This window comes from Enterobacter sp. RHBSTW-00994 (genome assembly GCF_013782625.1).
Taxonomy (GTDB): Bacteria; Pseudomonadota; Gammaproteobacteria; order Enterobacterales; family Enterobacteriaceae; genus Enterobacter.
The window spans coordinates 4,312,635-4,325,043 of the sequence record NZ_CP056199.1; the positions used below are offsets into that span (position 1 = coordinate 4,312,635).

At 52.4% G+C, this 12,409-nt stretch carries 9 protein-coding genes; 2 read left to right on the plus strand and 7 right to left on the minus strand.

Annotated elements, in window-relative coordinates:
• Positions 1-3 precede the first annotated feature (3 nt).
• The 5 genes from HV346_RS20560 to aaeX form a co-directional block, all read right to left on the minus strand.
• The gene (locus HV346_RS20560) at positions 4-276 is read right to left on the minus strand and encodes a barstar family protein (protein ID WP_181620998.1); all 273 of its coding nucleotides are present in this window, start codon (positions 274-276) and stop codon (positions 4-6) included.
• Between the two features lie 45 nt (positions 277-321).
• Positions 322-1,776, minus strand: a complete 1,455-nt coding sequence (locus tag HV346_RS20565; protein ID WP_181620999.1) for an NAD-dependent succinate-semialdehyde dehydrogenase — start codon at positions 1,774-1,776, stop codon at positions 322-324.
• A gap of 87 nt (positions 1,777-1,863) precedes the next feature.
• Positions 1,864-3,831, minus strand: a complete 1,968-nt coding sequence (gene aaeB, locus HV346_RS20570; RefSeq protein ID WP_181621000.1) for a p-hydroxybenzoic acid efflux pump subunit AaeB — start codon at positions 3,829-3,831, stop codon at positions 1,864-1,866.
• 5 nt (positions 3,832-3,836) lie between these two features.
• Positions 3,837-4,769, minus strand: coding sequence for a p-hydroxybenzoic acid efflux pump subunit AaeA (gene aaeA / locus HV346_RS20575; RefSeq protein ID WP_181621002.1), 933 nt, complete (start codon positions 4,767-4,769; stop codon positions 3,837-3,839).
• A gap of 7 nt (positions 4,770-4,776) precedes the next feature.
• Complete coding sequence (gene aaeX / locus HV346_RS20580; protein ID WP_181621004.1) at positions 4,777-4,980, minus strand: p-hydroxybenzoic acid efflux pump operon protein AaeX; 204 nt, start codon at positions 4,978-4,980, stop codon at positions 4,777-4,779.
• Positions 4,981-5,160: 180 nt separating this feature from the next.
• On the opposite strand from aaeX, the gene aaeR reads away from it, so the two are divergent.
• Together aaeR and HV346_RS20590 are read left to right on the plus strand one after the other, a co-directional pair.
• Positions 5,161-6,087 carry an HTH-type transcriptional activator AaeR gene (gene aaeR, locus HV346_RS20585; RefSeq protein ID WP_181621006.1) on the plus strand — a complete coding sequence of 309 codons (927 nt, stop codon included), beginning with the start codon at positions 5,161-5,163 and terminating at the stop codon, positions 6,085-6,087.
• Between the two features lie 296 nt (positions 6,088-6,383).
• Entirely contained in the window at positions 6,384-7,004 is a 621-nt protein-coding gene (locus HV346_RS20590) for a YagU family protein (protein ID WP_181621007.1), read from the plus strand.
• 57 nt (positions 7,005-7,061) lie between these two features.
• Here HV346_RS20590 and tldD read toward each other — a convergent pair whose 3' ends face one another.
• Positions 7,062-8,507 (minus strand): metalloprotease TldD, encoded by a 1,446-nt coding sequence (gene tldD / locus HV346_RS20595; protein WP_181621008.1) that lies wholly within the window; start codon positions 8,505-8,507, stop codon positions 7,062-7,064.
• An 86-nt stretch (positions 8,508-8,593) separates the two neighbouring features.
• A complete protein-coding gene (gene yhdP / locus HV346_RS20600; RefSeq protein WP_181621009.1) occupies positions 8,594-12,394 on the minus strand; it encodes an AsmA2 domain-containing protein YhdP in 3,801 nt (1,266 codons plus the stop codon).
• Positions 12,395-12,409 lie beyond the last annotated feature (15 nt).

A 12,409-nucleotide genomic window follows, 5' to 3' on the forward strand; every position in this document is an offset into this window, starting at 1 on the left:
GTTTCAGTGGCGGGCATTGAAGCGTAGCTGCCCTTCCAGCTCTTCTTCCGCTTCATCAAACAACAAAATCAGTGCACCGAAACGCCTGCGCAGTTTGTCGGGTAAATGGATAAACTCGATCTCCAGCGGTAATGGCAACTGCCCGCTGGTAACAACATCCCACAGTGAATCAAGGTTAGTGACGCTTTCCCGTCCGAGTTCAAATGTCCGAATAAACTCACGATAGAAGTCTTCCTGACTGTCGATCTCGTCAAAATCAAAAGTATAGATTTTCATTGCCAGCCACCCAATCCAGGCGGGCGACGCACGCCGCCCTGATTATTATAATCCCCCGATATGCAGGGTTTTGACTTCCAGAAATTCATCCAGCCCCAGTACCGATCCCTCACGCCCCAGCCCAGACTCTTTCACCCCCCCGAAAGGCCCAAGCTCTGTGGATACGGCACATTCATTGATACCAATCATGCCGCTTTCTATCGCCTGTGAGACGCGAAAAACACGCGACAAGTTCTGGGTATAGAAATAGGCTGCCAGTCCGAATGGTGTGTTATTGGCACGCATAATCACTTCATCTTCCGAGGTAAACCTGAAGCAGGCGGCAACCGGGCCGAATGTCTCTTCCTCCGCCAACTTCATCCCTTCATGGCAATCACCCAGTACGGTCGGCATCCAGAAATTTCCGCCAAGATCATGCAGTTTCCCGCCAGCCAGAACGGTCGCACCTTTCGCAATCGCATCTTCAACGTGCTCCCGGACTTTACTCACCGCCGACGGTTCGATAAGTGGACCAACCACAACACCTTCATCAAGCCCATTCCCGACTTTAAGCGCTTTCACCGCCTCAGCAAGCTGGTTAACAAAGGTGTCATAGACATTTTCCTGAATGTAGAAACGGTTAACGCTGACGCAGACCTGCCCTGCATTGCGGAATTTATTGGCGATTGCGCCTTTGACGGCAGCAGCAATATCAGCATCGTCAAACACGATATAAGGGGCATTTCCCCCGAGTTCCATAGAGACTTTTTTCATTGTCTCAGCGGCATTACGCACCAGCGTTTTTCCGACGGCGGTCGATCCGGTAAACGAGATTTTACGCACGTCATGACTGGCCATAATGGCATCGCTAATCTCGTGCGTGTTTCCGGCGACGGCGTTTAATACACCATCAGGAACCCCCGCCTGCTTTGCCAGCGTCAGCAGTGCAAACGCACTGAGTGGTGTGTTATTGGCGGGCTTGATAACACCGGTGCAGCCGGCCGCCAGCGCCGGACCAAGCTTGCGCGTCAACATTGCCATCGGGAAATTCCATGGCGTAATCGCGGCGACAACGCCAACCGGTTCGCGCGTAGCCAGGATACGGGAACCCGGTTTGATCGGCGGAATGATTTCCCCGTTGGCGCGTTTCGCCTGTTCCGCGAACCACTGGATAAAGCTGGCGGCATACTCCACTTCGCCTTCAGCTTCCTTCAGCGGCTTACCTTGTTCGGTAGTCATCAGACGCCCAAGCCAGCTTTTGTTTTCAATTATGAGTTCATACCAGCGATAGAGGATCGCCGAACGCTCTTTCGCCGTTTTCGCTCGCCATGCGGGGAACGCTTTGGTCGCTGCCGCGATGGCATCTTCGGTTTCTTTTTTACCTGCCTTCGCGATTTTTGCGATCACCTCACCCGTTGCCGGGTTTAGTACATCGAATGTGGTATCCAGCGTTTTCCATAGGCCGTTTACCAGATATCCGGTCTGAAAAAGCGCATTATCCTGGAGAGCCTGCATAGTCATGTGTCCTCCCTTTCTGAGTTTAAGAACCTGCAAGACTAAGTATAGCCACAAAAAAACCGACGCTTTTGGCGTCGGTTTTTACAGTGCTCAGCTGTCGGTAAGGGCATTTTGATAACGATGCAGCATGCCCACCAGCCGCCCTACCGGTTCCGTCACCTGAGGTGGCGCTTCCCAGACCCGCAGTTTTTCCTGATAAATATCCAGTTCTTCAAGTAATTGCCTGAAGTAGCGACGGCGTTTGTCATCGCTGGATGCCGATATCACCTGATCAGCCGTGCGCCGAAGCTGGCGGTGGAATGACGAAAGATCGTCATTGATGGGCACTGGTGCATCGCGCAGACGTTGATGTGCGATGATCATCGTCAACGCCAGACGGAATTTGGCAATATCGCCAGGGAACTTATTCAGCAGTAAAAACAGCTGCTGATAAAGCGCTGGCAGGTGATTCTCTTTCCGCCGCGCGGTATTAGTCGTCAGGGACGATACCGCAGCAGAAACAAACTGATTCAACAATACGCGCCCTGTACGTGCCTGAGAATTATCGCGTACCAGCAGGATCACCATCATCGCCAGGAAACAGCCCACCAGTTGCCCCAACGCACTGTCGAGGAACTGGCTAAAGTGGAACGTCATCGGGTTATCCAGCACGATGATGTTGATGGTACTCGCCAGCGCCCCCAGTGAACCAATACGCCGTTTCTGCACCTCGATACCAATAAAGAACGCCAGCACGGCGAGGCTAATACAGAGCAATAACATGCTTTGTTGAGTCGAGGGGATCACAACAAGGAAGTAAAATGCCCCCAGAGGCAGCGCGGCTAAAGTCCCGTATAAAAAATCGATCGCGACCATTCGCGGATTTGGCAAACGCATGGCCAGCGAAGTCACAACGGCAATCATCACCATTGCCCCGCTTCCCGATGTCCAGCCTGTCCACAACCAGAACAGCGTCCCGAGCATACAGGCAAGCGTAGTTCGCCAGAAGTTGACCATCGCGTGATGACGCTCTGCCGACTCGGCCTTGATGACCACTTCCCCTTGCAACACCTCTTCTTCTGCAGCACTGATTTTTGTGTTGCTGATAACACCGCGCTTGAGTAACAGATAACGTGTCGCCGCCCCGACCCAGGTGTAGATTGTCTCTGGCGTGTCTCGTTCGCCAGTCCAGGCGATAACCCGACGCATACGTTTGAGCTGTTTGTGGATATCCTGTACCGTTTCAACAGGTTCTTCAAAAAGCTCGCGAAAGGTATTGGTAATGGCTTCTGGCCGCGTGTTCTGGATCAGGTACGTTTCACACGCCTGAGTGATGAGGGTTAATCCCAGCGTATTAATCACTTTCAGACGGCGGTTTGCACGAGCCCAACGCGAAGACTCCATATTCAGGTTGCTGCGCATCCCCTCCAGCGCCGTAGTACGACGCACCAGCCCGCTCCAGGCCTTATCCACCTCTTCGCTATCACCATGCTTAATGCACAGTTGCATCAGTTGATAGTGGGCAACAAGAAGTGCATCCAGCTCACGGTCGACTTCCTGCTTGATGGAGCGTGGAGAGAACAACAGATCGGCCACAATGGCACAGACAATACCAATGACAATTTCGCTACAGCGCTCCACCGCAAACTGTGGCGCAAGCAGCGGATCGGTCTGAATCGTAATCACAATAATGAGCGCGGTATATCCGGAAAGTCCCCAGGCGTAGGAGTTTTCAACTCTCACCAGAGAGGAAACCCAGGTACAAAAACCGGCCCAGATGCAACACACCATCAACATCAATAACGGGGTACGGATCATCAGGATAATGATCGTGAGCGCGGCAATACACCCAATAAACGTCCCGACGATACGCAGCATCCCGCGATAACGGATTGCCCCCGAATACGGCTCACCGCCTGCTGCAAACGCAGGGCCCGCCGCGACAATCGCTGCCGTCAGCACAGCCCAGCGTGGCGTTTCCAGTTGAAAGTGAAAGCCAACAAACAGCGCCAGCACAATGGCACTCGCCAGCTTCACGGCAAAGCGGATGTGCTGGCTGGCGATGGAGAAGATGCCCATAGCGATTAACCAAACTCACGCAGGCGATGTGCGATTTTACGGAAAATAGAGTCCTGGCTGGCGTCTCTGTCTTTCTCGCCGGTGATCACCACGGTCGCCGTCGTACCAGCGGGCCACAAGTTACCCTGCTGCTCATCCAGGCGGATACGTACAGGCACACGCTGCGCCAGACGCACCCATTCGAGGTTAGAGTCAACGGTGGCCATCCCTTTGCTATCACGGGTAGCGCTCGAATTGGTCACACCTGCTGCGATACTGTCCACAGTGCCCTTCAGCACACGGTTGCTGCCAAGCGGGGTAATCTCCGCGCGAAAACCTGGGCGTACGCCCTCAAGTTTGGTCTCTTCCATGTAGGCCAGCACGTAGAAGGAGTGTTGTTTGACCAGAGCAACGGCTGTTGATCCGCGTGTAATGAATTCGCCGGTATAGACATTCAGGTTTGTCACCCAACCATCAGAAGGGGCGCGGATCACTGTACGTTCCAGATCCAGTTTTGCGAGGTCGCGTGAGGCTTCAGATTTTGCCAACTGGTGCAGTACGGTTTGCAGCACGTTATTGGACTGGTCGATCTCTTCGCGTGACATCGCCTGAATACCCAATTGATTACGACGCCCTGCTTCACGGCGTTTCTCTGCGGCCAGCGCCTGGTAATACGCTACATCCGCTTCTGATTCCTCTAGCGCTTTCTGATAACGTGGCTGATCAATGGTGAACAGCACCTGATCTTTTTTGACGAGCTGGTTATCACGAACATTAACCGCCGTAATCAGTCCGGCGACATCTGGTGCAATCGCGACGATATCGGCGCTAAAGCGCGCATCACGCGTCCACGGCGACTCGGTGTAATACACCCAGGCACGAAAGATAGCGATGAAGGCCAGGATAACCAGCGCCATGGTAATGGCAGTGCGGGAGATTTTTCTTGTTAGCGTTTTCACATCAACCTCAAACAAACATGCGCGATATCAGATAAAACAGGCAGCAATAGAGCGCGGTATTAAACAATGCAGGATGCCAGACGAAATCGTAGATCCCAGTAGGGACCAGCATCTTGCGCACCAGCCAGAAGATCGCCAGTGATAAAAGAAGTTCGAAAAATATCGGTGGGAACGACAGACCGAACGCCACGATAACGGGAAACAGACTCATGTTGACCTTGATTAGAGAGCGAGCAGGCGACAGAATTTTTAAGCATGCACCACCGCAGGAAGAGCAAGAAATGCCGGGCGAGAGTGGCGTAGCCGTTATGTAATTAATAATATATTAACGTAACTGTTATGCTGTTATCTATAATATGTGATCTAAATCACTTTTAAGCCAGAGTGAACAATGGAACGTTTAAAACGCATGTCGGTATTTGCCAAAGTCGTCGAATTTGGCTCCTTTACCGCCGCTGCCAGACAGCTTCAAATGAGTGTCTCATCCATCAGTCAGACCGTCTCAAAACTGGAAGATGAGCTGCAGGTCAAGCTGCTAAACCGCAGCACCCGCAGCATTGGGCTGACGGAGGCAGGCAAAATTTACTATCAGGGTTGCCGTCGCATGCTGCAGGAAGTGCAGGAGGTACATGAGCAACTCTATGCATTTAACAACACCCCCATCGGTACGCTCCGCATTGGGTGTTCTTCAACTATGGCACAAAATGTGCTCGCGGGTATGACCGCAGAAATGCTGAAAGAGTACCCAGGGTTAACCGTCAACCTGGTGACCGGCATCCCCGCACCAGACCTGATTGCCGACGGCCTGGATGTGGTGATTCGTGTTGGGGCATTACAGGATTCCAGCCTCTTCTCCCGCCGCCTGGGCAGTATGCCGATGGTGGTCTGCGCGTCGAAAAGCTATCTGGCACAATACGGTACGCCTGAAAAACCCGCCGATCTGAGCAACCATTCCTGGCTGGAATACAGCGTGCGTCCTGATAACGAATTTGAGCTGATTGCTCCGGAGGGGATCTCGACCAAACTGCTACCACAGGGGCGGTTCGTCACCAACGATCCGATGACAATTTCACGCTGGCTGGTTGCGGGGGCGGGGATCGCCTACGCGCCGCTAATGTGGGTGATCAATGAGATCAACAATGGTGAACTTGAGATCCTGTTCCCGCGCTATCAATCCGATCCACGCCCGGTCTACGCGCTGTATACCGAAAAGGACAAGTTACCGCTGAAAGTCCAGGTGTGTATTAACTACCTGACTGACTATTTTGTGGAAGTAGCGGAGCTGTATCAGGGAATGCGCGGAAGGCGAAAAGAGTAGCTCAGACCTGACAAGACACCTTGTCATCAACATCAGGCGATTTTTTCACTTTCATTATTCATGAACTTATATTTTTCATGAATATATACTGAATGGCTGCATCAGTCATTCAGACATTCCCCTTCACACAATAAAAGAGGGTTAATTGACACCAGGGTCACTACCCATTTACCGTGTAACTCACCGAAATACAGTAATATATCAAGGCATAGTTAATGTCTCTGATAATTATTGCTTTGGGGAATATATAAATTACAAAAATAATTTTCAGGAATATATTTAAACAAGGAATAAATATGAATATGTTTGAACAAACACCCCCTTCGCGCAGGCGATACGGACTGGCTGCGTTCATCGGCTTGATTGCCGGTATTGTCTCTTCATTTGTAAAATGGGGCGCAGAGGTTCCTTTGCCACCACGTAGCCCCACTGATTTATTTAGCAGTGCGTGCGTGCCAGAACAATTGATAAGAGCCGTAAGTCAGATTGATTGCTCACGTAATTTTCTTAATCCGCCTTATATATTTCTCCGTGACTGGTTAGGTGTTGTTGATCCTAATACAGCCGTTTATACATTTGCAGGACATATATTTAACTGGGTTGGCGTCACGCATATTATTTTTTCTGTCGTCTTTGCCGTAGGGTATTGTGTAGTGGCAGAGGTCTTCCCGAAAATAAAGCTCTGGCAGGGGTTACTCGCGGGTGCATTAGCTCAGCTTTTTGTCCACATGCTTACCTTCCCTTTGATGAACCTTACGCCACCGCTCTTTGATCTTCCCTGGTACGAACACGTCTCAGAAATTGTGGGTCATCTGGTCTGGTTTTGGTCTATTGAAATTATTCGTCGTGATTTACGCAACCGTATTACTCACGAGCCCGATCCTGAAATTCCATTGGGCGATGTACGCCAGGACTAACCTGTAAAAATGGCGCTCCTTTTTGGGGAGCGCCATTGGTCTTGATATAGATAAACGTCAGGCCGTGCCGCCCACCGTCAGATTATCGACCTTCAGCGTCGGCTGGCCTACACCCACTGGCAGGCTCTGGCCTTCTTTACCGCAGACACCCACGCCGTTATCCAGTTTAAGATCGTTGCCAACCATTGAAATCTGCTGCATGGCTTCAATACCGGAGCCAATCAGGGTTGCACCTTTCACCGCTTTGGTCACTTTGCCCTTCTCAATCAGATACGCTTCTGATGTTGAGAAAACAAACTTACCAGAGGTGATATCCACCTGACCACCGCCGAAGTTCGGCGCATAGATCCCAAACTCAACAGATTCGATAATCTCTTGTGGAGTCGACTGGCCCGGTAGCATGTAAGTATTGGTCATACGTGGCATTGGCAGGTGCGCATAAGACTCGCGACGACCGTTACCCGTCGGGGCAACGCCCATCAGGCGTGCATTAAGTTTGTCCTGCATGTAGCCTTTCAGCACACCGTTTTCGATCAGTGTGTTGTACTGACCCGGCGTACCTTCATCATCAATGGATACAGAGCCGCGGCGATCGGCCATCGTACCGTCATCCACAACGGTACAAAGCTCTGAAGCCACCAGCTCACCCATTTGACCACTGAATACAGACGTGCCTCGACGGTTAAAATCGCCTTCCAGGCCATGACCGACCGCTTCGTGCAACAACACGCCCGGCCATCCCGCGCCAAGCACAACCGGCAATGTACCAGCAGGAGCAGCAACTGCAGAAAGATTTACCAGCGCCATACGCACAGCTTCTTTCGCCCACGCATCAGCACGAGCTTCGCCGTCGACATCACCAAGGAACCAGTCATAACCAAAACGACCGCCACCGCCACTGGAGCCACGTTCGCGCTTGCCATCGTCTTCCACCTGGACGCTCACGGAAAGGCGCACCAGCGGACGGACATCCGCAGCCAGCGTACCGTCTGTCGCCGCAACCAGAATCAATTCGTATACGCCACTCAGGCTGGCTGACACTTCGTGCACACGCTTATCAGCAGCACGCGCAACTTTGTCCACGCGACGCAAAATATCCAGCTTCTCTTCACGGCTCATGCTTTGCAGTGGATCGATGCTGGTGTAGAGCGCGGAATGCTGAACTTCACCCAGCGTTTTAACCCGACCATCCCCCGTTTCACGCACGATCGTACGCGCAGCCTGAGCACTTTGCTCCAGCGCGGTGAGGCTTATCTGATCCGCGTAAGCAAAACCGGTTTTTTCGCCACTGACCGCGCGAACACCCACGCCCTGGTCAATGTTATAAGAACCATCTTTGATGATGCTGTCTTCTAAAACCCAGGATTCGTGATAGCTCGACTGAAAATAGAGATCGCCGTAGTCGAGACGGCGTTCGGTCAATTGACCAAGAATGGAAAACAGGTCCTGATGGCTCAGGCCGTTCGCTGCCAGCAAATGTTCACTTACCAGGTTCAGACTCATCGTTTTGCTACTCGTTCGTTGCCGCTCAAGGCGGTAAAAATAAAACGTATTTATTGAGAGTGAGGCAATTATTAGCCCGCGTCAAATCATTGCTGTGCATCTTTGCGTGGCTGACGCAGCACCTCATTAATCTGCGGCTTGTCAACCGGGCCTGTAATGCGGTAACGCAGAATTGAGACTTTACTCCACAACGGCCCCAGAACCTTACTTGCGGCAAAGACCGCTGCCCCGACTATCGGGTTCACCGCAAAAGCAGCTGCAACGCCGACGGTTGCCGAAATCTCCGGCGCAACGACCGCTTCCATATCAAGCTGGCGGCGCACGAGATCCACCGAGCCTTTCATGGCAATATCCGCCTCCAGGCCATCTACCAGCGTATCGTCCGTGTGCAGTACCCCGTCTTTGATCCAGGCCGTACTGCGAATGGAGTCAAAGTAGAAACCTTCATTAAAGGTATCGCTAAAATCAAAACGCAATTTGCGCATCAGCGCATCAACGCTGAGCAAACGTAACAGCTGCCCGGCATGCCCGGTGCTCAAATCTGCAATCTCGCCCTTACCAAGCCGGGTTTTCAGTATCCCGTTAAGCGAGGCTTCATCCGGCTGCCACGGGGCATCACGCCAGTGGAGATCGTAATTAACGTCGAAAGAGGAGCCCTGAATTGGCGTTGAGACACCAAAGAAACCGGTCGCAGCATCCAGTTTATTTCCCTTAATGTCCCCTTTCAGCGAGGTGCGTTGCTCACCAGGGTTATTGACCCATTCGCCCTCGGCCGTCAGACGCCCAAATCCGGTATCAACCAGCCCGCCAGCAAGCGTCAGCGTATTACCCTTAACCGCCAGATCACCATCGATACGCCCATATTTTTGCCCCCACAACCAGCATTCCGCACAGCGCAGTTGTAAGTCAGGCCAGCCACTGAAATTCACACGAGTCGAGCGACTAAAAGGTGAGCCATTTCCCGCGAGTTCCTTTCCGGACGTACTCGCCGGGTTGTAATAGAGATAGCGTATCGCAGCTTGCCACGGCGCATTATTACGCATGGTCAGCGTACCGTTGATTTCCCTGCCCTGCGCTTCAACCTTTGGCCCGGCTACCGTGGGCTGCGAAACAATACTCAAATTATTCCACTGCTGACCACCCAGCGTCAGCGCTGGCGTACGCATGGTGATCGTCTGTGGGAACTGCACGGTATCATCAACATTCTGCCCTACGCCTGTCTGGAACAATGCCAGCCATTGCGCGCCGTCCATCGGCGGCAAATTCAGCTCAATACCCGCCTGCGGCGGCAGAGGCGGTATTGTACGGCTATCCGTTGTCCAGATAGCTTTATCGAGCGTCAGCTTATGCGTCAGCAACCAGCGGCTGTTAAAGTGGTTCGTGCTACCCGCATTACCCGTTAATTCAAAGCTATTAAGATTGCCATCAACATTGATCTTCACCGGGAGCGACTGCCCGGATTTCTTATCCAGCGGTGCGGGTAAACTGCTACTGATGTTTTTCAAATCACCAGTGATATCAACTTTATACTGGGCGCTGGCATGATAAGGCAGGTCTATCGCAACCTTGCCATTCCAGGACACTCCGCCACCGATGGCTTCAGCAATTGGCTTAGGTAACACGTCCATTCGCGACGGGTTCCAGTTGGCATCCATATTAACTGCCACCTGATAGGCTTTTTCACCTTCAGTGGTCGAAAAGTCGATATTGACGAGCTGATTAAACCAGTTAGCTTTCAGCGGCTCGCTCTTGAGATTGCCGTTCACAAAGCTGAACTGCCCGCTCAGATTTTTCAGCGTACTGGAGAGCGGCTTAATATACAGGCTGTTGTTGCTGAGTCTGACATCACCTTTAGCGGTCGTCATTTCGCCATCAAGTGGAATATCAAGATGTAAGCGAGCATTCACGTCGCCATCAAGCTGGAGTTGCTGAAGCGTGGCCGCCAGCGACTCTTTCAGTGGTGTTTCTTCAAAGTATGGACCGACCGCTTTACCCGGCCCGTTAATGTCCGCATCTATGAGCAACTTCTCTTTTGAATAGTCAGGAATGTTCGCCGTCAGGTTGCTGGCGTTAACCCCACCAAGCGCAACGCTGTCTGTCTTCATCCACAATCCGTCATTGAGAAAGTTAAGCTCGATATCCAGATTTTTCAGCGCGGGCCAGTCTGGCTGGAAGGCAAAGGTTGCATTGCGCAGGGGAACAAGAACCTGGAACTGGCCTTCATTGTGTTTATAAGGGAACAGATGTGGGTTGCCGCCGTAAACCAGCGTAGCGTTATCCGCCTGGCCGCCCTGGATTGCACCGCTCAGGTAATCCACCAGCGCTTTCCCCATCAGATTTTCCGGGAAGTAACGCCAGGCCTGAGAGCCATCATCGGTGCTAATTCCTGCGAGGATCCCCAACCATGGCTCTTCACCCTCTGGTTGCAAATAGCGGAAATCCCCTCGCGCATGTACGGCTCTGGCTTTGACGTCAATATGACGGCCATCAAGTTGAAAGCCCTTTTCGTTACTCTGCCAGTTGAGCGTGGCCGTTCCTTTCTCGATTTCAAGCGGGGCACGGAAAACCGTTTCGTAAGGCATTTTGGCATCGACCATTTCTGCCGTCAGCCTGCCGTCTTCAACGCTCCCCTCAAGCTTGCCGCTAAAATGTTCTGCACCCGGCAGTAATTTCCACTGCTTCCAGGCGAGATCTTTCCAGGACGCCTGGAAGCGGGTTTTTTCTGTCGCCTGTAGTGGAATGTCCAGCGCCAGCGACTCTATTTGGCCGCTCGGTTGCGTTGCCAGCCAGATCTCCCCCAGATCAGGGGAGAGTTTCGCCGCCATTGAACGCAACCCTTCCACCGCAGCCAGGTCCAGGTTACTGGCTCGAATACGCAACTCATCACTGCGTTTACCATTAGCGCCGCCAACATCTTGCTCTGGGAGCCATGCCATCGTCAGCGCGCCGCGCGGCCAGGGTTTGCTGTCCATCGTGATGCGCGTGTCCGGGATAGCGAACTGCCAGCCCTCTTTTGCTTTGGTAACGTGCGCAGTGAGGTTATCGACGGAAAGTTGGTGTTGCTGTTTTTCACCTTTCCAGCTCGCGCCCCCCTGTTTCAGCCAGATATCACCGCTGGCAAATTCGCCTTTCGTTAACGTCATCCAGCCTTCAAGGCTGAAACGCGCCGTTTCCAGTTGCATATTTTTCTGCAACCAGTCTCCCAACCACGGTTTTACATCGACATCGTCAGCCTGCAGCCATACTTTGCCATTATTCAGCAGGCCATTATCGTCACGCAGATCCATACGAACCTGCATTACACCATGCTGCCCGTTTAGACTGGAAAGGTTGACTTGTCCTTCAGCGCGGTGTCGGTCTTTACCGTTAAGCCAGGTAAGTTGCGGGATAGCCAGTTCGGCCCGCTGCCCTGAGAGGGTAATAAAGCTCACCTCGCTATCGCGCAGATCAAAATGATCAAACTGACGCAAGAAGAGATCGCTGATACGGTTGGTTTCAATCCCCTGGCTGCTGTCACCACTACGCAAAGGAGAGTTGGTCAGAAAATGCAGCTGGTAAAAGGTGAGATCGCGAAACTGCCAGCGCAGATGCAGCAAACTTTGCCAGACATCCAGCGCCAGAGTTACACGTTTGATTTTCAGGTAGCCGCCATCTTTCAGGCTGGCATTGATATCCCGTACATCAAGGGTAGGACCAAAATTTTGCCAGTTCGCGGTAATCTGGCTCACATCCACCGGCACACCAGTGGCGGATTCGATTTTCGCCAACACCTGCGGACGCCAGCTATCCAGATGAGGTAACACGAGACGCAGCCCGCTTACGAGCAACGCGACAATCACGACAAGCGTTGCCCCTGTAAGCAGTAAAATCCCCGGCAATCGCCTCACCCATCTCTCCTTGTC

Excerpts from the sequence above, each read along its gene's own strand:
- HV346_RS20560 (WP_181620998.1), bottom strand. The coding sequence starts at position 276 with ATGAAAATCTATACTTTTGATTTTGACGAGATCGACAGTCAGGAAGAC.
- HV346_RS20565 (WP_181620999.1), bottom strand. The coding sequence starts at position 1,776 with ATGACTATGCAGGCTCTCCAGGATAATGCGCTTTTTCAGACCGGATAT.
- aaeB (WP_181621000.1), bottom strand. The coding sequence starts at position 3,831 with ATGGGCATCTTCTCCATCGCCAGCCAGCACATCCGCTTTGCCGTGAAG.
- aaeX (WP_181621004.1), bottom strand. The coding sequence starts at position 4,980 with ATGAGTCTGTTTCCCGTTATCGTGGCGTTCGGTCTGTCGTTCCCACCG.
- aaeR (WP_181621006.1), top strand. The coding sequence starts at position 5,161 with ATGGAACGTTTAAAACGCATGTCGGTATTTGCCAAAGTCGTCGAATTT.
- HV346_RS20590 (WP_181621007.1), top strand. The coding sequence starts at position 6,384 with ATGAATATGTTTGAACAAACACCCCCTTCGCGCAGGCGATACGGACTG.
- tldD (WP_181621008.1), bottom strand. The coding sequence starts at position 8,507 with ATGAGTCTGAACCTGGTAAGTGAACATTTGCTGGCAGCGAACGGCCTG.